Origin of the sequence: Pandoraea pneumonica, assembly GCF_902459645.1 — a bacterium.
In the GTDB taxonomy this organism is placed as follows: Bacteria; Pseudomonadota; Gammaproteobacteria; order Burkholderiales; family Burkholderiaceae; genus Pandoraea; species Pandoraea pneumonica.
In genome coordinates, this window is the sequence record NZ_CABPSK010000007.1 from 197,063 (window position 1) to 217,451 (window position 20,389).

The following is a 20,389-nucleotide window of genomic DNA, read 5'->3' on the forward strand; positions in this document are numbered from 1 at the left end:
CGAACGCGCATGTTCCCGAAATCCCATTTCGATCATTCCCGGCAAAGGGTTGCGGGACGTTCGGGGGGACATCGCTAACCGTTCGTTATAATCGGCCCATTGTTTTTTTCGGTTCCCCCATGGCAAGCACACCCCAAACAGAGACCCCACGCGAAAAGCGCCCACCCAAGCCGCGCCGCTCCATCTGGCTGCGCATCGTTTTGTGGTTCGTCGGCCTGATCGCCGCGATGCTCGTGTGTGGCGCGTTGCTGGCGGGGTACATCCTGGTGGTGATGACGCCGCAATTGCCGTCGCTCGACACGATCGTCGACTACCGGCCGAAGATTCCGCTGCGCATCTATACCGCCGACGAAATTCAGATCGGCGAGTTCGGCGAAGAACGCCGCAACCTCGTGCGCTTTGCCGATATTCCGGACGTGATGAAAAAAGCCGTCCTCGCGATCGAGGACGACCGCTTCTATCAGCACGGCGGCGTCGATTTCATCGGGATCTTCCGCGCAGGTGTGGCGAACTTCGCACGAGGCGGGTCGTCGCAGGGCGCCAGCACGATCACGATGCAGGTCGCGCGTAACTTCTTCCTGTCGAGCGAAAAGACCTATACGCGCAAGATCTACGAAGCGCTGCTGGCTTGTAAGATCGAATCACGCCTGACGAAGGATCAGATTCTCGAGCTGTACATGAATCAGATCTACCTCGGCGAGCGCGCGTACGGCTTCGCGAGCGCCGCGCGGGTGTATTTCGGCAAGGACATCAAGGACGTCACGCTCGCCGAAGCGGCGATGCTGGCCGGGTTGCCCAAGGCGCCCTCGGCTTACAACCCGATCGTCAACTACAAGCGTGCTCGCGTGCGTCAGGAGTACATCCTCAAGCGGATGTACGACCTCGGCTACATCTCGAAGACGGAATACGATCAGGCAATTGCGCAAGAGCTGGTCGTGCGCGGCCTTGGCAGCGAGTTCAGCGTACATGCGGGCTACGTGGCGGAAATGGTGCGTCAGTTGCTCTACGCGCAGTTCAAGGACGAGATCTACACGCGCGGCTTTAACGTCTACACCACGATCAATTCGGCCGATCAGGAGGCCGCCTACGAAGCCCTGCGCGCGGGCGTGATGGCTTACGAACTGCGGCACGGCTATCGCGGCCCGGAGGCCAATATCGACTTGCCGAGCGATCAGGACGAGCGCGAGCAGTTGATCGACGACACACTGGTCGAGCATCCGGACAGCGGCGATATGGTGGCGGCCGTTGTGCTCGCCGCGTCGCCGCAGCAAGTGAAGGCAGTGCTGCTCAACGGCGACGACGTGAATGTGACCGGCGACGGACTGCGTTTTGCCGCAGCCGGGTTGAGCGCCAAAGCGCAGCCTAAGCAGAAGATTCGCCCCGGCTCGGTCATCCGCGTGACGAAGGACGCGAAGGACAATTGGCGCATCGTGCAGATGCCCGATATCGAAGCGGCGTTCGTTTCACTCGATCCGCAGAACGGTGCGATCCGCTCGCTGGTCGGCGGCTTCGACTTCAACCGAAATAAGTTCAATCACGTCACGCAGGCGTGGCGTCAGCCGGGGTCGAGCTTCAAGCCGTTCATCTACTCGGCGGCCCTGGAAAAGGGCTTCGCCCCGGCAACGATCATCAACGACGGGCCGCTCTACTTCACTGCTGCGCAAACGGGCGGTCAGCCGTGGGAGCCGAAGAATTATGGCGGCGGCTTCGAAGGACCGATGCCCATGCGCGTTGCGCTGATGCGCTCGCGCAACCTCGTGTCCATTCGGATCTTGCAGAGCATCACCCCGGGCTACGCGCAGAAGTACATCGCACGCTTCGGGTTCGAAGCCGACAAGCATCCCGCCTATTTGCCGATGGCACTGGGTGCGGGCATGGTCACGCCGCTGCAAATGGCTAGCGCCTACTCCGTGTTTGCCAATGGCGGCTTCCGTGTGAACCCGTTCATCGTGGCGCGCATTACCGACTCGAAGGGCAACGTCATCATGGAAGAGAAGCCGGCCATGGCTGGCGACGAAGCCATTCGTGCCATTCCGGCCCGCAATGCCTTCATCATGAATTCGATGTTGCACGATGTGGCGACGCGCGGTACGGCAGCGAAAACGAACGTGCTCAAGCGCAACGATCTGGCCGGCAAGACCGGCACGACCAACGATTCGCACGATGCGTGGTTCGCGGGTTATCAATCGCAATTGGTCGGCGTGGCGTGGATCGGGTTCGATCAACCTCGGAACTTGGGCGATCGGGAAACGGGGGGCGGCCTCGCGTTGCCGATCTGGATCGACTACATGACCAAGGCGCTGCGAGGTGTACCGGAATCGACTCGCCCTGTGCCGCCAGGGATCATTCAAGCGAATGGCGACTACTTCTACGACGACTATCCGCCGGGCAAAGCCGTCAGTACGGTGGGTCTGAGCGCCGAGACCGCGCCGGACGGCTCGACGACCAGCGCGCCGACGCCCGGGCCGGTCGATACGCAGGAACGGCAGCGCATTCTGGATATGTTCAACAACAAGCCCTGACGGCGGCCGCCAAGACATCGGCGGCCACGTGCAAGGGGTGCAGCGGGCGCGTGTTTAACGCCGCGCACCGATGCTAACGAAGGCAAACGAAAACGGCGCAGGTATCTCTCACGAGATCCTGCGCCGTTTTTTTGACCGGCAGCGGAACATGCAGCACCCGGTGATCTCCCGACGAAGCGGGCCATCGCCGGAAGCACACGTCGCGTGCGACTTCGTCAGTTCGCCTGGAGCGTCACCGTCTCATTGGCCTGTTGCGACGCGAAACGCGAGAGCGCCTCGAACAGTTCGGAATCGTCGCGGGTGTCGCGCCATTCGTCGCCCTTCAGACGGAAGTGATAGCCGCCCGAGCGCGCCGCCACCCAGATTTCGCTCATCGGCGTTTGCAGATTGACGATAATTTTGCTGCCATCGTCAAACTCGAGCGTCAGCACATTGCCGGTACGCTCGCAATCGATGTCCACGTCGCTGTCTTCGACAGCTGCCTCGACCCGCGCCAGTACGGCCTCGGCGAGCGCCAGGAATTCACTTTCCGTCATGCTAAACTCCACGGTTTGCGTCATCGATTGCATGCCGCACCACGCGGCGATACCCCCATGACAGCACCTATTCGAACCTGCGCGATTGTAGCCTCGATTGCCCTGCTAAGCGTATTAGCCGGTTGCGGTCAGGCTGGCCCCCTTTACTTCCCCGCGAAGCCGGTCAAACCGACCCCGCCGCCGGGTGCCCCGGTACCGCCGCCGCCGCTCGTTCCCGAGCCGCAGCGTGGCCCGTCGGTCGAAGTGCCGCCGGCAGCCTCGTTGCCCGCCGCCAAACCGGAGTAAGCTTGTCGGCACTGGTATCAGAAGCCCCTGGGTTTCCGATGGCGTGCCCGAGCACCCTCTTCCGCTTGTAGTTTGTTGTGCGCCGCCGTGCGCGCCCTTGCCGATCACCCGAGTTTCCGCGATGTCCAACGCCTTCTTCTCTTACCGCGACGACGTACTCCATGCCGAAGGCGTGGCCCTGCCCGCACTCGCCGAACGCTTCGGCACGCCTTTGTACGTGTATTCGAAGGCAGCGCTGACAACGGCTTATCAGGCTTACGCCAAAGCGTGCGAGGGTCGCAACGCGGCAGTCCATTACGCGGCCAAGGCCAACTCGAATCTGGCGGTGCTCGGCGTGTTCGCCAAGCTTGGCGCTGGGTTCGACATCGTTTCGGCCGGTGAACTCGCACGCGTGATCGCCGCAGGCGGCGATGCGCGCCGCGTGGTCTTCTCCGGTGTGGGCAAGCATGCCGACGAGATGCGCTATGCGCTCGAAAAGGACGTGTTCTGCTTCAACGTCGAATCGCGCCCCGAACTCGACCGATTGAACGAAGTGGCAGGGCAGGTCGGCAAGCGCGCTCGCGTATCGCTGCGCGTGAATCCGAACGTCGATGCCAAGACGCACCCGTATATCTCTACCGGTCTGCGCGGCAACAAGTTCGGTGTCGCGTATGAAGAGGCGTTCGATGCCTACCGCGCCGCCGCGTCGATGCCGAACCTCGAAGTCGTCGGTATCGATTGCCACATCGGCTCGCAGATCACCGAAATCTCGCCGTACCTCGACGCGATCGACAAGCTTCTCGATCTGGTCGAAAAGCTCGATGACGCAGGCATTTCGCTGCACCACATCGATGTGGGCGGTGGCCTCGGCATTCAGTACACGGACGAAGCGCCGCCGGACATCACCGCCTTTGCCACCACGGTCATCGACCATATCGCCAAGCGTGGACACTCGCATCGCCAGGTGTTGTTCGAACCGGGCCGCTCGCTGGTGGGTAACGCCGGCGTGCTGCTCACGCGCGTGGAATTCCTCAAGCCCGGTGAAACCAAGAACTTTGCGATCGTCGACGCGGCCATGAACGATCTGGCCCGCCCGGCAATGTACGAGGCCTATCACGCCATCGACCCGGTGGTGCGCCGCGCCAGCGACGTGGCGACCTACGATGTCGTCGGCCCCGTGTGCGAAAGCGGCGACTGGCTCGGCCGCGATCGCGCCCTGGCGATTGCCGCTGACGACCTGCTGGCCATCCGCTCGGCCGGTGCGTATGGGTTCACGATGAGCTCGAACTACAATACGCGCCCGCGTGCGGCCGAAGTCATGGTCGACGGCGTCGACGCCTTCCTCGTGCGCGAACGCGAGACAGTCGAATCGCTGTTTGCTGGCGAACGTCTGCTGCCGGCTTAAACGTCCGGCCGCTGGTTTTGCCGTCGCCCGCACCCACGGGCTGCAAATCGGGCGTCACCCAATAAAAAAGCCGCCTGCGCATATCGCGCGGCGGCTTTTTTACGTCTTTTGCATCGCCTCGACCGGCCGTCAACGCTCGGCCGTATCGAAGCTTTCACTACGCGTCAGAGCTGCCCGTAGCTATGCAGCCCCGACAGGAACATGTTCACGCCAAGGAACGCGAACGTGGTAATCAGCAGACCCGTCAGCGACCACCACGCTGCCACGACACCACGCAGTCCCTTCATCAGACGCATGTGCAGCCACGCGGCGTAGTTCAGCCAGACGATCAGCGCCCACGTTTCCTTCGGGTCCCAACTCCAGTAGCCGCCCCAAGCGTCGGCAGCCCAGAGCGCACCGAGAATCGTGGCAATCGTGAAGAACGCAAAACCGACGGCGATCGCCTTGTACATCACGTCGTCGAGCAGTTCGAGCGACGGCAGACGCGACGAGAAGAAGCCGCTGTCGATGGCCCGGCCTGCGGCGACGTTACGCTTTTGCTCGCCCGATTTGAGCAGGTACGCCACCGCCACCATCGCGGCCAGTGCAAACGTGCCGTAGCCGATGAAGTTCGCCGGCACGTGAATCTTCATCCACCAGCTTTGCAGCGCGGGCACCAACGGCTGAATTTCGTAGGCACTGCGCGCCACGCTATACCAGAGGTTGAAGCCGACTGCGGCGCTGATCACCAGCAGCACGAACGGGCCAAGCGCGCGGGTCTCGTAGTGTTGCTCGTAATACAAGTAGAACAGCGACGTGATCAGGCAGAACAGCACGAAGACTTCGTACAGGTTCGAGATGGGGATGTGCCCGACATCGGCCCCGACCAGATACGACTCGTACCAGCGCACCATCATGCCGGTGAACCCGAGCAGCACGGCGGCCCAGCACAGCGCCGACCCGACACTCGCGCCAAACGGCGAGCGAGCAAGCAAGCCGCCCCAGTAGAACAGGGTCGCCAGGAAGAACAGCGCGCTCATCCAGAGGATGGCCGACTGACTCGATAGGAAGTACTTCAGGAAGAACGCTTGATCGGCACGCGCTAAATCATGGTGATACAGCCCGATACCCGAGAGCGCGAGGATCGCGATGCCCGCCATCAGCCAGCGCACCGAGCGCCAGTGCCAGCCGAGCACAGCAAAGGTCGGCACCGAGAGCACCAGAATCGTGTGCTCGTAGTAATCCATAAAGTGGCCGTAGCGGTTGAGCGCGAAACCCGCGCCAATCGCCAGCGCCAGTGCGAACAGCCAGTCGCCGATACTGCGACGGCGCAGCCACGAGACGTCTGAATAGCCTTGCGATAACTCCATGTCTCTCACCTTCAACGTTTTGTGACGATCGCGTCGATCTCCGCCTTCGTGCGGGCGAATTCTTTGTCGAAATCCAGCGTACGACGCGTGGTCGACGCTGCCATCAGTACCGAGCTGCCGCCGTCCGGGGTGTCTTTCACCCACAGCCAGAGACGCCGCTCGCGCACATAGAACATCGAGAAGATGCCGAGTACCAGCAGCAGACTGCCAAGATACACGATCTTCTTACCCGGCGAGCGCGTGAGCTGGAAGACGCTCGCCTGAATCTGATCGAACGAGTCGAGTTGCAGGAACACCGGCGCGTCGTACAGGAAGTTGTCCGACAGCGCGTTGGTCGCAGTATGCACAAAGCGCTCGTTCTCCGGCGTGGACGCGACCGCCGGCTGGCCCGCCTGTTCACGCGCGACCTGCCAAAGTTGCCAGATCGTGCCGTCGAGAATACGCCGGAACATGTCGGCCGCGCTCGATTGCTGCTCTTGCGGCACCTTCTCGCTCACGAATTCGGCAATGGCTTGCAGCCCGCCAGTCGCATGACCGTTTGCGCTTGCCGGGATCGCGCCGGCGAAGAGATCCATTTCGCGCTTGGCGCTTTCCTGCAATTGAGCACGCAACTCGGCGGAGGTTTGGGCCGGCAAGGATTGCGCAGCGAAACGGCGCGCGGCTTCGGCGCGGGCGCCATCGTCCTGAAGCGCGGCGCGCAGCAGCATCCACTGCTTGACCGAGCCGTCCTCGTCGGCAGGGATGCGCAGGTATTGGAACGGGCCGTCCGGAGTGTCGCGCACACCCGTCATGAACACGCGCTGACCGTCTTCCACGAGAATCGGCAGCATGTAGTTGCGGTATTCCTTCGCCTGCCCGCTGCGATCACGCACCTTGTATTGCACCGAGGGGCCGACGTTGCGCAAGTCTTTGCTCAGATCGGTTTTGGCACCCGAACCCAGTTGTGCGCTCAGGTCGTCGCGAAACGACTTGCGAGCCACGCCGCGCACGTCCTGCTGCCCGCTGCCATTGCTGATGTTCTCGACGTTGATCGCGCGGAAGTCGCTGAACTCGACCGTGTATTGGTCTTTGGCAGCGCCGCCGCCCTTCAGTTGGGTCGACCCGCCGATATCGCCGGAGAACGCAAACGTCTTATCGGAAGCGCCCCGCATCGGGTAACCGGTGAGTTTCAGTTTGCTGCCGCCGTCTTCGAAGCTCGATTGATAAATCGCCACGCCCTTGAAGATAAACGGCTCGTTGACCTTCACCGTCGCATCCATCGACTTGCCGGTGTCCGGATCGGTGACCACGATGTCGCTGGCAAAGAGCTTCGGCATCCCCGTCGAGTAGTAGTCGACGTGGAATTTCTTCAACTCGATGGAGAACGGCAGATCTTGCACGACCGAGCCGTCTTGGAAATTGAGAATGGCCGTCGTCGACTTGCCGCCCTCGGGCACAAACGCATAGCCGCGGAATGCGGGGTTGCTCGACGAGAGGCGGTGCTGCTCGGGAATTTGTGCGATCACGGCGTTGCCTTGCAGCGGCGACTTGCCGAACAAGGCCATTTGCACGCGAATGAGCAGGTCGCTATCGACCAGACCGCCCAAGCAGATGATGACGATGGCACTGTGCGCGAAGATGTAGCCGATCTTATTGATCGCCCCGGCCTTAGCAGCGACGAGCGTCGCGCCGTCGCGATCGCGCACGACGAAACGGTAGCCGCGACGGCCGAGAAAGCCAGTGAGTCGCGGGAGCAGTTCAGCGCGCGGTGCCGGGCCGGTAAATTCGCCCCGGTGACCGAAGGCGCGCAGGCTGCCCTCACGAACGTGGTCGCGCCAACTGCGAATGTCCGCGATCATCTTCGGCGCATTGCGCACGATGCACAGCGTCGTCGACGCCATGAGGAAGAAGAGAATCAGCAGAAACCACCACGAGCTATAGACCGTATAAAGGCCGAGCGAGCGGAAAACGTCGGCCCAGAACGGGCCGAACTGATTGACGTAGTTGGGGTAGGGGTCGCCTTGCTTGAGCACAGTGCCGACGATGCTGGCGATCGCGAGCACGGTGAGCAGGCTGATGGCAAAACGCATCGAACTGACTAGCTCGACACCGTCGCGCACCCATCGCTGCGCGCCTTTGATCTGCATTCCCGAGGTACTGATGCTCATCCTGTTTCCGGCAACAAAAAAGGGCGGGAGCGCGTTTTTCACGCGCCCGCCACCCTGTGTATGCTAAACCAGTTCGATCGCGCCACTCTGCGGTGACGGCGCTGGTTTCGTTATAAGTCAGCGAATATACCCTGACGTTCACACGATGTCAGGGCAAACGTTACCGATCATCGCAAACCGGCGATGTAATCCGCGACTGCCTTGATTTCCTTGTCCGACAGTCGCGACGCAACAGCGTGCATCGGCGCGTTGTTCTGACGCGTTTCGTCGCGGAAGGCCACGAGTTGTGCAGCGGTGTAATCGGCCCACTGGCCGCCGAGGCGCGGGTATTGCGACGGCATGCCGGCACCGGCCGGTCCGTGACAAGCGGCGCAGGCGGGCACGCCCTTCTCTGCGATACCGCCACGGAAAATCTTTTCACCCAACGGAACGGTGGCTTTGTTACGCGCCGCACCCGGTTTCTCGGTCTGCGATGCGAAATAAGCGGACACGTTGCGCATATCCTGATCGGACAGCGCCGCGACCATGCCGGCCATGATGGCATTGTTGCGCGCGGGCGTCTTGCCCGGCTGCGCCTTGAAATCGGTCAGCTGCTTGTAGAGGTATTCAGCGTGCTGCCCGGCGATTTTCGGATACGCACCACCGGTGCTGTTACCGTCCGCCGCGTGGCAGGAAGCGCAGACCTGACTGGCAATCGCCTGTCCCCGGTTCAGGTCTGGTTTGGCAGGCGCTTGCGGCTCGGCGGCTTGTCCTGCGCCGCTCAGAAGGAAGCATGCCAGCGCCAATGGTGTTGCAGCGAGAGACTTCCACACTCCTCGGTTCATTCGCACACCTTATATCTGTTTTGTCGGGAAATCGGTCGTTCGAACTCACCGTCCGGCGCCGTGTTTCTCCTCCAACCTCACGGCGTGCGAGACGTTCGGACAAGCCTCGGCAAGGCCAAGGTTAACTTTCGTATTGTACAATAAAGTCTTTCCCCGACTTTAGGGGATTTCCATGTAGAAGGCCGCAGAGCGGGGCTTCCCGGGCTTTCACCGGCAACATCCCAACTCACCGTTCTGCGCCCCTGCGCCCGCGTTGCCAGCCCGCCTGCCGAGGCTGCGGCGCTCCCCGGTTCCTGTCATGTCCCTACTTCATCAAGCCCGCTTCTTTACGACCGTCAATCATCTGCGCGATCTGCCGCCCACGGCAGTGCCCGAGGTCGCCTTCGCGGGTCGCTCGAACGCGGGCAAATCCAGCGCGCTGAACATCCTGTGCAACCAGAAGCGCCTGGCCTTCTCCAGTAAAACGCCGGGCCGCACGCAGCACATCAATTATTTCGAGATCGCTCACCTCGAGCATCTCTACGGTTACCTCGTCGACCTGCCCGGCTATGGCTATGCCGAAGTCGGCGGCGGCGTGAAGGTGCACTGGCAGCAGTTGCTCGGCGACTATCTGGTGCAACGCCCGCAACTGCGCGGGCTGGTGCTCGTGATGGACTCGCGTCGCCCGTTCACGGATCTCGATTGCGAACTGATCGACTGGTTCCTGCCGACCGGGCGCCCGATCCATGTCCTGCTGACGAAAGCCGACAAACTCACGCGTCAGGAAGCCACGGTGGTGCTGCGCGATACCCAGAAGCGGCTGAATGCCATTCCACGGACTGACGGACTCCCTTCGGACGATCCGAATACCCCTGCGCAGTTCACGGCACAACTGTTCTCGTCGCTCAAACGCACCGGCGTCGAAGCCGCGCAGCGCGTGCTCGAAGACTGGCTCGCTATTCCGCCACGCGAATCGGCGAAGAAATGAGCGCGCCTCAGAAATGTCTCAGTAACGCCTCAGTAAAGCCCCAGTAACGTCTTAGTAATCGCTGTCGCCGCCGTGGGGACTAGCCAACGCGCGGCCACGGCATGGCACATCCGCCACAACGCCAAAGGTAGTTGACTCAGCATCTCGCCGGGCGCGACATATCGTCGCGGCCCAAGACTCGAGACGGCATGTGGGTTCAGATGAAATTGCGGTGGTGTGGCGTCGCCTCAACCGAACGGATGAGGGGCATGATGATTTGTCGAAACGGGCCGCAATGCCCGCGCACACCGGAGTTACCGAGACGCAGCTGCGATAAATCGAGCGCACATAAAAAAACCGCCGTGTAGGCACGGCGGGTTTAAATGAGCCTTATCGTAGAACGACAGGCGCCCGCTCAGGGAGGAGAAGCGGGGGACGCCACACACAGTGCGAACATCCGGTTGGTATGATATACCATGCGTCCGAAAGTTTCCCGGCAAGTGCCCTTTTTTGCGCGCTTTCCCCCTTACGGAATCGTTGAGCCGATCGCAACGGCAACACGTTTTCGGGACGTCTTCACGAGACGATTCACGGAATTTTCAGACGCGCTATTCCCCGTCCAAAGGACCGATCGCATGAGTTCCTATCCCCTGCTTCGCCCGCGCCGCATGCGACGCGATGACTTCTCGCGCCGCCTGATGCGCGAAAACCAACTGACCTGTGACGACCTGATTTACCCGGTGTTCGTGCTCGAAGGTCAGAATCGCCGCGAGGCCGTCGACTCGATGCCTGGCGTCGAACGCGTCTCGGTCGACGAATTACTGCGTGTCGCCGATACCTGCGTCACGCTCGGCGTGCCGGTCATTGCCCTGTTCCCCAATATCGACGCGTCGTTCAAGACGCCCGACGGCATTGAGGCCACCAACCCCGAAGGTCTGATCCCGCGCGCCGTGCGCGAGCTCAAGCGCAACTTCCCCGACCTTGGCGTGCTCACCGACGTGGCACTCGATCCGTACACCAGCCACGGTCAGGACGGTGTGCTCGACGAGAACGGCTACGTCATCAACGACGTGACGACTGAAATTCTCGTGAAGCAGGCGCTCACACAAGCGCAAGCCGGCGTAGATATCGTGGCACCGTCCGACATGATGGATGGCCGCATCGGCGCCATCCGCGAAGCGCTCGAAGCCGCCGGGTACATCCACACGCGCATCATGGCCTATGCCGCCAAGTACGCGTCGGCGTTCTACGGTCCGTTCCGCGATGCCGTCGGCTCTGCCTCGAATCTGGGTAAGGGCAACAAGATGACCTACCAAATGGACCCGGCCAATTCGGACGAAGCGCTTCGTGAAGTGGCGCTCGACATCGAAGAAGGCGCGGACATGGTCATGGTCAAGCCCGGCATGCCGTATCTCGATATCGTGCGCCGTGTGAAGGACGAGTTCCGCTTCCCCACCTACGCCTATCAGGTCAGTGGCGAATACGCGATGTTGAAGGCCGCCGCACAGAATGGGTGGCTCGATCACGACAAGGTCATGATGGAATCGCTGCTTGCGTTCAAGCGCGCCGGTGCCGATGGCATCCTGACGTACTTCGCGCTCGATGCAGCCCGGTTGATTCGCGCGCAAGCATAATCGGCCACAGCACGCCCCATCAGGTTTCGGCGGCGTGTGTGTATCGCTATAAACAAACAGCCAGTCCGGTGCCGGACTGGCTGTTTGTTTATGACGCGCCGATAGCTGGGGAGTCTACGAGGCACCCTTCATGTGGCACCTTTCCGCCTCACGCTGCCGGACCGTAAGCCTTATCGAGACTGCGCAGAAACTGGTCTGCCGATTGCGCACCGATGACGCGTGACCCCGGCACCTCGGCGCCCTTGGCGTCAAAGAAAATGATTCCGGGCGGACCGAACAGCGCAAACCGTTTGAGCAGTGCTTGATCGTCCGCATTGTTCTTCGTCACGTCAGCCTGCACGAGTAGCACCTGGTCCAGACGTGCCCTCACCCGCGGGTCGGTGAAGACAAACCGCTCCATCTCTTTGCAGCTGATGCACCAGTCGGCGTAGAAGTCGAACATGACAGGACGACCCGCCGTGGCAACCACCTGATCGAGTTCCGCGACGCTTCGCACGCGCTGGAATTTCACCTCCTCAGCGACGTGTGCCCCCGCGCTGGCACTGCCAGACGCCGCCGTCGACAAGCCAGCCAGCGGCGCGAGCGGATCGCGAGCGCCTGCGGCAGCCCCGACCAACGCCACAGCGCCCAGCAACGCAACGGCAACACCCAGCCCTTTCAACAACCGCCGCGTGCCGCTCACGCCATCCGGCAGGCTGTCGAACACGCGCATGAACGTCGCCGCCACCAGCAGCAACACGCCCCAGCCGAGCAGCAACACCTGCGTGGACAACAGCGGCCGCACAATCCAGAGCGCCACACCCAGCAGCAGAAAGCCGAAGAACCGCTTCACGCCGTCCATCCATGCGCCAGCGCGTGGCAGCAATGCCCCGCCGCCGCCCGCGAGAATGACCAGCGGCAATCCCATCCCCAGCGACAGCGCGAAGAGCGTGGCACCGCCGAAAACGGCATCCCCCGTTTTGGCGATAAACGCCAGTGCAGCGGCAAGCGGTGCCGTGACACACGGGCTGACGATCAACCCAGACAGGACGCCCATCATGGCCGCCCCCATCCATTGACCCGACTTTTGTTTGCGCGCCGCATCGTCGATCCGGTTACGGAGCGCCGACGGCAATTGAATCTCGTACATGCCGAACATCGACAGCGACAGGATCACCATCAGTAGCGCAAACGAGGCGAGCACCCAAGGGGCTTGGAGAAACGCGATCAGCCCTTGGCCAAGCAGCCCTGCTGCGACGCCGATGGCCGTGTTCACGATGGCCATGCCGAGTACGTAGGCGATGGCGAGACGCACCGCCTTGCCCCGGCTTGCCTCTTGCCCTGCGACGATCGACAGCAAGATAGGCACCATCGGCAAGACGCACGGTGTGAACGCCAGTGCTACCCCCAGTGCGAAGAAGATACCGAGAGCCAACAGGAAGCTGCCGCTGGAAAGAATGCGCTCGGCTTCGCTGTAATCGTCACGTGCCGAGAGCCAGCCTCCGCCCGTCGTCGCTGGCGCCGTCTGATTGGCATCGGGAGAATTCGCTGCGGCGGGTTTCGTCCCCAGCAACGCCTGCGTCGCAGGTCCTGCCACGGACTGCGATGACATCGACGACGCTCCCGCACCGCCACTGGCACCACTTCCAGCTGCCACCGCCGCCGAAATCCTGAACGGCTTATCCATCGGCGGGTAGCACAGCCCTTTGTCCGCACAGCCCTGCATCGTGACGGTCAGCGTGAAGGGGCCCGCTGCGTCGGCGACGGGAATACGCACGTCGATAGGCTCGTGATACACCTCCATATCCTTAGCGAAGGTCTCATCGTGCTTCACTTCACCTTTCGGAAACTCGGGGGTACCCAGCTTGATGGAGGCGTTATCGGCGGCGAACGCGAAGCGCTCCCGATAGAGGTAATAGCCCTTGGCGACCTCGAAGTGCAGCAGCACTGCGCCGGGCTGTTCCGATTTCGACACCTTGAACGCGACGTCCGGGTCCAGGAAGTCGTCCGCAGCGTGTGCGCGCGCGGTGCCGAACATCATCACCAGCGCGAAGACGCAAAACCACACGAGCGCCCAAATCCCGCTGCGCTCATTCAAATCTTTCCGATCCATCGCCAGTCCAGTCGCGACCACTGTTTCAGACATGCAACTCCCCCCGAGTCTCATCCTCAATCCAACGCGCATAAGCGGGCAACGCAGCCGTTGCTGGCCACGCCACGATTTCCGGCACGTCGTAGGGATGGTGTTCCTTAATGAACTGCTCGAGCGCCGTATAACGTGCAGCGCTCGTCTTGATCATGAGTGGCACTTCAACACTCGTCTCACGTTTGCCCTGCCAGCGATAACTGGACCGCACGGGGGCCATTTGCTGCACGCAGGCTGCTAGCCGAGCAGCCAGCATGCCGTCGATGGCAGCTTCGGCGCTGGCCTCGTCGGGAAACGTCGTCATGACGATGAGAAGGGCATCCATAGTGTGCAGTAGACCGGTCAAACGTAGCGATTGTTCACTGTACACCGGCCGTCTGCAAGTTGCGCGGGCAGCCCGTTATTCCAGAGATATCTGTGCGGCGCTTCGGACAGCACCGCAAATAAAAAAAGCCAGGTCGATGACCTGGCTTTTCTTTTACGGCTGACAGGCCTCAAAGGCCTGCTGCGCGAGTCGCTTACTCAGCAACTTCCGGCGCTTCCGTGTCGACTTCCGGACGGTCCAGCAGTTCGACGAACGCCATCGGGGCGTTATCGCCAACGCGGAAACCCATCTTCAGAATACGCAGGTAGCCACCCGGACGGTTGGCAAAGCGCGGGCCGAGCACGTTGAACAGCTTCGAGACCGAATCACGATCACGCAGGCGGTTGAAAGCCAGGCGGCGGTTAGCCAGCGAGTCCTTCTTGCCCAGGGTGATGAGGGGCTCGACAACCTTACGCAGTTCCTTAGCCTTCGGCAGCGTGGTCTTGATCGCTTCGTGTTCGATCAGCGAGTTCGACATGTTACGCAGCATTGCCAGACGGTGGCTGCTGGTACGGTTCAGTTTACGCAAACCATGACGGTGACGCATTTCAACTTTCCTTTAAACAAAGTTTTCGACCAAGCTCTTCTATCGGTGTCCATCACCGCGGGCCGGTGTCGTTACAAACGGCCGTATCGGATCGCTCCGACGCACCGCACTTTTGTTGCAACACGGCCGCCCGAAGGCGGCCATGTCTTCACAACTTACTTCTCGAGACCAGCCGGCGGCCAGTTTTCGAGCTTCATACCCAGCGTGAGACCACGCGAGGCCAGCACTTCCTTGATTTCGTTGAGCGACTTGCGACCCAGATTCGGGGTCTTGAGCAATTCGTTCTCGGTACGTTGAATCAGGTCGCCGATGTAGTAGATGTTTTCGGCCTTCAAGCAGTTGGCCGAACGCACCGTCAACTCGAGATCGTCCACCGGACGCAGCAGGATCGGATCGATCTGCGGCGCACGCGACGGCGCTTCGCTGGCGGCTTCCGTGCCTTCCAACGCAGCGAACACCGACAGTTGGTCGACGAGGATGCGAGCCGATTGACGGATCGCTTCTTCCGGCGACACCACACCGTTGGTCTCGATGTTCATCACGAGCTTGTCCAGGTCGGTACGCTGTTCCACACGGGCCGATTCGACCGCATAGCTCACACGCTTGACCGGCGAGAACGACGCGTCGAGGACGATACGACCAATAACCTTGGCCGAATCATCGCCATAACGGCGCACGTTACCCGGGACATAACCACGACCCTTTTCAATCTTGATCTGGACGTCGAGCTTACCGCCCTTGGCCAGATGTGCAATCACGTGATCGGGGTTGATCAGTTCGACGTCGTGCGGCAGTTCGATATCCGAAGCACGCACCACACCTTCACCATCCTTGCGCAGCGTAACCGTGACTTCATCACGGTTATGCAGCTTGAACACCACACCCTTGAGGTTCAGCAGGAAGTTAACAACGTCTTCCTGAACACCGTCGATGGTGGAGTATTCATGCACTACGCCGGCGATCGTCACTTCGGTCGGCGCGTAGCCAACCATCGACGACAACAGCACGCGGCGCAGCGCATTGCCCAAGGTGTGGCCGTAACCACGTTCGAACGGCTCCATCACAACTTTGGCGTGATGCTCACCGACTTCTTCAACCTCGATGATCTTGGGCTTCAATAAACTGTTTTGCATAGGTTTCCTTTTCAATACCCTCGGCTCGTTACACCGATAAGGCTGATGGATGACAAACCTGCACGGAACGAAAACGCGCCGTGAGGCGCGTCAGCGTTTGGATTAACGCGAATACAATTCGACGATCAGGCTTTCGTTGATGTCGCCTGCGATGTCGCTGCGTTCCGGCAGTGCCTTGAAAGTGCCTTCCATCTTCTTGGCGTCAACCGAAACCCAGATCGGGAAACCGACTTGTTCTGCCAGCGTCAGCGATTCTTGAATACGCACTTGCTTCTTGGCCTTTTCGCGCACGGTGATCACATCACCGGCCTTGACCTTGATCGACGGGATGTTGGCGACAACACCGTTCAGCACGATGGCCTTGTGGCCAACCAGCTGGCGCGCTTCAGCGCGCGTCGAACCAAAACCCATGCGGTACACGACGTTGTCCAGACGCGACTCGAGGACTTGCAGCAGGTTTTCACCCGTGTTGCCCTTCAGACGGTCGGCTTCCGCGAAATAACGGCGGAACTGACGCTCGAGCACGCCGTAAATACGCTTAACCTTCTGCTTTTCGCGCAGTTGGTTGCCGTAGTCCGACGTACGAGCACCCGAGGTGCGGCCATGCTGACCCGGCTTGCTATCCAGCTTGCACTTGTCGGCGAGCGAGCGACGTGCGCTCTTCAGGAAGAGGTCAGTACCTTCACGGCGGGAGAGTTTGGCCTTCGGGCCGATATAACGTGCCACGGTTGTTCCTTTATCTCAAAATTTGACGCAGCGGCGCCTTGTCCACTACGCAAGTCCGGTACCGATGTACCGGACGGTGGTCTTAGAAATTGCTTCGCGCACGGCCGAGACCGTGCGCGAACCCGCGATTATAGCAGGATTTCCTAAAGCGTCTTAGATACGACGACGCTTCGGCGGGCGGCAACCGTTGTGCGGGACCGGCGTCACGTCCGAGATGGCCGTGATCTTGATACCCAGCGCATTCAGTGCGCGAACCGCGGATTCGCGACCCGGGCCGGGGCCCTTGATGCGAACTTCCAGGTTCTTCACGCCGTATTCCAGCGCCACGCGGCCAGCCGACTCAGCAGCAACCTGGGCAGCAAACGGGGTCGACTTACGCGAACCCTTGAAGCCCTGGCCACCCGAGGTCGCCCATGCCAGCGCATTGCCCTGACGATCGGTGATCGTGATGATGGTGTTGTTGAACGAAGCGTGGACGTGCACGACGCCTTCAGCAACGCTCTTCTTGACCTTCTTGCGAACGCGCTGCGAAGCGGCGTTGTTCTGTTGCTTAGCCATGAGTTTCCTATCCTCTGGTTACTTCTTCAGCGAGACGCCGGCCTTACGCGGGCCCTTGCGGGTACGCGCATTGGTACGGGTGCGCTGGCCGCGGACCGGCAGGCCCTTGCGGTGACGCAGACCACGATAGCAGCCCAAGTCCATCAGGCGCTTGATGCTCATGGTCACTTCACGACGCAGGTCGCCTTCGACCGTCAGCTGACCGACTTGGTCACGCAGCTTTTCGAGATCGTTGTCGTCGAGGTCCTTGACCTTCTTCGAGAACGGCACACCAGCGGCTTCGCAAATCTGGCGAGCGCGCGTGCGGCCGACACCGTAAATAGCCGTCAGGCCGATTTCGGTGTGCTGGTGGTTCGGGATGTTAACCCCTGCAATACGAGCCATTCGTAATTCCCCAACTAAATAGCGTTAAAGGCCGATTAGCCCTGACGTTGCTTGTGGCGCGGATCCGAGCTGCAGATCACGCGCAGCACGCCTTTGCGCTTCACAAACTTGCAATTGCGGCAGATGCACTTAACAGATGCCAAAACTTTCATGACAATTCCCTCTCTCTAATCACTTCGCCCGGAAGACGATCCGCGCACGCGACAGATCGTAGGGCGTCAACTCTACCGTCACCTTATCTCCGGGAAGAATGCGGATGTAATGCATCCGCATCTTGCCGGAAATATGTCCGAGTACCACATGGCCATTTTCCAGCTTTACCCGGAAGGTGGCATTGGGGAGGTTTTCAAGGACCTCACCCTGCATTTGAATAACGTCGTCTTTCGACATGATCCCGGATCAGCGAAGCGTCATGTTATTGCCGCCCTTGAAATTCGCCTTGCGGAGCAGCGACTCATACTGTTGCGACATCACATACGACTGCACTTGCGCCATGAAATCCATGGTGACCACGACAATGATCAGCAGGGACGTTCCGCCAAAGTAGAACGGGACGTTCCAGCGCAACACCAGGAACTCGGGCAGCAGACACACGAGGGTGACATAAGCTGCACCAGCCAGCGTCAGACGCGTCAAGATCTTGTCGATGTACCGCGCCGTCTGGTCGCCCGGACGGATACCCGGTACAAACGCACCGCTCTTCTTCAGGTTCTCGGCCGTTTCTTTGCTGTTAAACACCAGTGCGGTGTAGAAGAAGCAGAAAAACACGATCGCCAAAGCGTAGAGCATCACGTAGATCGGCTGACCCGGCGACAACTTAGCCGCGATGTCCTTGAGCCACCGCGTATTGTCACCAGCACCGAACCAGTTCGCGATCGTTGCCGGGAACAGGATGATCGACGACGCAAAGATCGGCGGAATCACGCCTGCCATGTTCAGCTTGAGCGGCAGGTGCGAAGCCTGACCACCGTACACCTTGTTGCCGACCTGGCGTTTGGCGTAGTTCACGAGGATCTTGCGTTGACCCCGTTCCACGAAAACGACGAAGAACGTCACGAGCACCACGAGCGCACAGATCACGATCGCCGAGAACGGACCGATCGAACCGGTGCTGACAAGCTCGAACAAGCCACCCACAGCATTCGGCAAACCGGCTGCGATACCACCAAAGATGATGATCGAAATACCGTTACCGAGACCGCGTTCAGTGATTTGCTCACCGAGCCACATCAGGAACATCGTGCCGGTTACGAGCGTGATCACCGTCGTCAGGCGGAACATCATGCCCGGATCGACGACGAGCCCCGGCTCGCTCTCCAACGTCACCGCAATTGCAGCTGCCTGGAAGAGCGCAAGCACCACCGTGAAATACCGGGTGTACTGCGTAATCTTGCGTTGGCCGGCTTGGCCTTCCTTACGCAAGGCTTCCAATTGTGGCGAAACCATCGCCAGCAACTGCATGATGATCGATGCCGAGATATACGGCATGATCCCCAGTGCGAAGATCGTGAAACGCGACAACGCACCGCCCGAGAACATGTTGAACATGCCCAGGATCCCGCCCGACTGGCGCTGGAACAGCTGCGCCAGCTGATCGGGGTCGATGCCCGGCACCGGGATATGCGCACCAATACGGTAGACGATCAACGCCAGCAGCAGGAAAACCAGCCGCCGGCGCAGATCCGCATACTTCGGGCCCTGCGTACCAGGCTTAGCGAGATTAGGAGACTTGGCCAATGATGGCTCCGGGGTGTCCTAACTTACTCTGCGACCGAACCGCCAGCCGCCTGAATTGCCGTGAGCGCACCCTTGGTGACGCCCAGACCCTTCACAACGACCTTGCGGGTGATCTCGCCAGCGGCGATGATCTTGGCCGACAGCGACAGCTCGCTCACCAGACCGGCCTGCTTCAGAACCAACAGATCGATCTCGTCGACCGGCAGGTTGTTCAGGTCCGACAGGCGAACTTCGCCCACGAAACGACGCGTCAGCGACTTGAAACCACGCTTCGGCAGACGACGTTGCAGCGGCATTTGACCGCCTTCGAAGCCCACCTTGTGGAAGCCGCCCGAACGCGACTTCTGACCCTTGTGACCACGGCCGGCGGTTTTACCCAGACCCGAACCGATGCCACGGCCAACGCGGCGCTTGGCGTGCTTAGCGCCTTCTGCCGGCTTAATCGAATTCAATTCCATTTTGCCCTCGCTCAGTCGACGATCTTCACAAGGTACGAGACCTTGTTGATCATGCCCCGCACAGCGGGCGTATCCTGCAACTCGCTGACCGAATTGAGGCGACGCAGGCCCAGGCCCTTCACGGTCGCGCGATGTTCTTCACGCGTGCCGATCAGGCTCTTGACCAGCTTGACTTTCACAGTTTGTTGCTGCGACATATTGATCACCCTTAGCCGAGGATCTCTTCCACCGACTTGCCACGCTTAGCGGCGATGTCAGCAGGAGTCGATTGTTTCTTCAGGCCGTCGAGCGTGGCGCGGACCAGGTTGTACGGGTTCGTCGAGCCAAGGCTCTTCGTCACCACGTTGGTCACGCCCATCACCTCGAACACCGCGCGCATCGGGCCACCGGCGATAACGCCAGTACCGTCCTTCGCCGGCGACATCAGGACGCGCGAGGCGCCATGCTGGCCGAGAACGTTATGTTGCAGGGTGCCGTTCTTCAGGGCGACCTTGAACATATTGCGGCGGGCTTGTTCCATTGCTTTTTGAACAGCAACCGGCACTTCCTTCGCCTTGCCCTTGCCCATGCCGATGCGGCCATCGCCGTCACCAACCACGGTCAACGCGGCAAAACCGAGAATACGACCACCCTTCACCACTTTCGTGACGCGGTTGACCGCAATCATCTTCTCGCGAAGGCCGTCGTCGCGTTCGTCAGCCTGAACTTTCGCTTGCATCTTTGCCATGAC

Annotated in this window: 22 protein-coding genes; 5 read left to right on the top strand and 17 right to left on the bottom strand. The window is 60.7% G+C overall.

Annotated elements, in window-relative coordinates; translation table 11 throughout:
• The first annotated feature begins 119 nt into the window (after nt 1–119).
• A complete protein-coding gene (locus PPN31114_RS25660; RefSeq protein WP_150682348.1) occupies nt 120–2,522 on the top strand; it encodes a penicillin-binding protein 1A in 2,403 nt (800 codons plus the stop codon).
• Between the two features lie 215 nt (nt 2,523–2,737).
• Here PPN31114_RS25660 and cyaY read toward each other — a convergent pair whose 3' ends face one another.
• Complete coding sequence (cyaY, locus tag PPN31114_RS25665; protein ID WP_150682349.1) at nt 2,738–3,058, bottom strand: iron donor protein CyaY; 321 nt, start codon at nt 3,056–3,058, stop codon at nt 2,738–2,740.
• A gap of 57 nt (nt 3,059–3,115) precedes the next feature.
• Here cyaY and lptM point away from each other — a divergent pair, with 57 nt between their 5' ends.
• Nucleotides 3,116–3,343 carry an LPS translocon maturation chaperone LptM gene (lptM, locus tag PPN31114_RS25670; RefSeq protein ID WP_150682350.1) on the top strand — a complete coding sequence of 76 codons (228 nt, stop codon included), beginning with the start codon at nt 3,116–3,118 and terminating at the stop codon, nt 3,341–3,343.
• A 121-nt stretch (nt 3,344–3,464) separates the two neighbouring features.
• Nucleotides 3,465–4,727: a diaminopimelate decarboxylase gene (gene lysA, locus PPN31114_RS25675; protein WP_150682351.1), complete on the top strand. Its 1,263-nt coding sequence runs from the start codon at nt 3,465–3,467 to the stop codon at nt 4,725–4,727.
• 164 nt (nt 4,728–4,891) lie between these two features.
• On the opposite strand, the gene ccsB is transcribed toward lysA, so the two are convergent.
• The 3 genes from ccsB to PPN31114_RS25690 all read right to left on the bottom strand — a co-directional run bounded on the left by ccsB (nt 4,892) and on the right by PPN31114_RS25690 (nt 9,047).
• Nucleotides 4,892–6,076: a c-type cytochrome biogenesis protein CcsB gene (gene ccsB, locus PPN31114_RS25680; RefSeq protein WP_150682352.1), complete on the bottom strand. Its 1,185-nt coding sequence runs from the start codon at nt 6,074–6,076 to the stop codon at nt 4,892–4,894.
• 11 nt (nt 6,077–6,087) lie between these two features.
• Entirely contained in the window at nt 6,088–8,223 is a 2,136-nt protein-coding gene (locus PPN31114_RS25685) for a cytochrome c biogenesis protein ResB (protein WP_246182754.1), read from the bottom strand.
• 167 nt (nt 8,224–8,390) lie between these two features.
• Nucleotides 8,391–9,047 (bottom strand): c-type cytochrome, encoded by a 657-nt coding sequence (locus tag PPN31114_RS25690; protein ID WP_150682353.1) that lies wholly within the window; start codon nt 9,045–9,047, stop codon nt 8,391–8,393.
• A gap of 298 nt (nt 9,048–9,345) precedes the next feature.
• Between PPN31114_RS25690 and yihA the strand changes: the two genes are divergently transcribed.
• Both yihA and hemB read left to right on the top strand, forming a co-directional pair.
• On the top strand, nt 9,346–10,014 hold the full coding sequence (gene yihA, locus PPN31114_RS25695; protein WP_150682354.1) for a ribosome biogenesis GTP-binding protein YihA/YsxC: 669 nt from the start codon (nt 9,346–9,348) through the stop codon (nt 10,012–10,014).
• A gap of 614 nt (nt 10,015–10,628) precedes the next feature.
• Nucleotides 10,629–11,627: a porphobilinogen synthase gene (gene hemB / locus PPN31114_RS25700; protein WP_150682355.1), complete on the top strand. Its 999-nt coding sequence runs from the start codon at nt 10,629–10,631 to the stop codon at nt 11,625–11,627.
• Between the two features lie 148 nt (nt 11,628–11,775).
• Here hemB and dsbD read toward each other — a convergent pair whose 3' ends face one another.
• The 13 genes from dsbD to rpsE form a co-directional block, all read right to left on the bottom strand.
• Complete coding sequence (gene dsbD, locus PPN31114_RS25705; RefSeq protein WP_246182755.1) at nt 11,776–13,752, bottom strand: protein-disulfide reductase DsbD; 1,977 nt, start codon at nt 13,750–13,752, stop codon at nt 11,776–11,778.
• Nucleotides 13,745–14,077, bottom strand: a complete 333-nt coding sequence (gene cutA, locus PPN31114_RS25710; RefSeq protein WP_150682357.1) for a divalent-cation tolerance protein CutA — start codon at nt 14,075–14,077, stop codon at nt 13,745–13,747. The genes dsbD and cutA overlap by 8 nt, the downstream gene beginning before the upstream one ends.
• A 193-nt stretch (nt 14,078–14,270) precedes the next feature.
• Nucleotides 14,271–14,663: a 50S ribosomal protein L17 gene (gene rplQ, locus PPN31114_RS25715; protein WP_150682358.1), complete on the bottom strand. Its 393-nt coding sequence runs from the start codon at nt 14,661–14,663 to the stop codon at nt 14,271–14,273.
• 155 nt (nt 14,664–14,818) lie between these two features.
• Complete coding sequence (locus PPN31114_RS25720; protein WP_150682359.1) at nt 14,819–15,796, bottom strand: DNA-directed RNA polymerase subunit alpha; 978 nt, start codon at nt 15,794–15,796, stop codon at nt 14,819–14,821.
• Nucleotides 15,797–15,898: 102 nt separating this feature from the next.
• The gene (gene rpsD, locus PPN31114_RS25725; protein ID WP_150682360.1) at nt 15,899–16,522 is read right to left on the bottom strand and encodes a 30S ribosomal protein S4; all 624 of its coding nucleotides are present in this window, start codon (nt 16,520–16,522) and stop codon (nt 15,899–15,901) included.
• 153 nt (nt 16,523–16,675) lie between these two features.
• On the bottom strand, nt 16,676–17,080 hold the full coding sequence (rpsK, locus tag PPN31114_RS25730; RefSeq protein WP_010804113.1) for a 30S ribosomal protein S11: 405 nt from the start codon (nt 17,078–17,080) through the stop codon (nt 16,676–16,678).
• 18 nt (nt 17,081–17,098) lie between these two features.
• Nucleotides 17,099–17,464 carry a 30S ribosomal protein S13 gene (gene rpsM, locus PPN31114_RS25735; RefSeq protein ID WP_058376370.1) on the bottom strand — a complete coding sequence of 122 codons (366 nt, stop codon included), beginning with the start codon at nt 17,462–17,464 and terminating at the stop codon, nt 17,099–17,101.
• A 35-nt stretch (nt 17,465–17,499) separates the two neighbouring features.
• Nucleotides 17,500–17,616: a 50S ribosomal protein L36 gene (gene rpmJ / locus PPN31114_RS25740; protein ID WP_010804115.1), complete on the bottom strand. Its 117-nt coding sequence runs from the start codon at nt 17,614–17,616 to the stop codon at nt 17,500–17,502.
• A 19-nt stretch (nt 17,617–17,635) separates the two neighbouring features.
• Entirely contained in the window at nt 17,636–17,854 is a 219-nt protein-coding gene (gene infA, locus PPN31114_RS25745; protein WP_010804116.1) for a translation initiation factor IF-1, read from the bottom strand.
• Nucleotides 17,855–17,863: 9 nt separating this feature from the next.
• Entirely contained in the window at nt 17,864–19,201 is a 1,338-nt protein-coding gene (gene secY, locus PPN31114_RS25750; RefSeq protein WP_150682361.1) for a preprotein translocase subunit SecY, read from the bottom strand.
• 23 nt (nt 19,202–19,224) lie between these two features.
• Nucleotides 19,225–19,659, bottom strand: a complete 435-nt coding sequence (gene rplO / locus PPN31114_RS25755; protein ID WP_039393709.1) for a 50S ribosomal protein L15 — start codon at nt 19,657–19,659, stop codon at nt 19,225–19,227.
• Between the two features lie 11 nt (nt 19,660–19,670).
• Nucleotides 19,671–19,856, bottom strand: coding sequence for a 50S ribosomal protein L30 (rpmD, locus tag PPN31114_RS25760; protein WP_150682362.1), 186 nt, complete (start codon nt 19,854–19,856; stop codon nt 19,671–19,673).
• An 11-nt stretch (nt 19,857–19,867) separates the two neighbouring features.
• Nucleotides 19,868–20,386, bottom strand: a complete 519-nt coding sequence (gene rpsE, locus PPN31114_RS25765; protein WP_039393711.1) for a 30S ribosomal protein S5 — start codon at nt 20,384–20,386, stop codon at nt 19,868–19,870.
• Nucleotides 20,387–20,389: the final 3 nt, after the last annotated feature.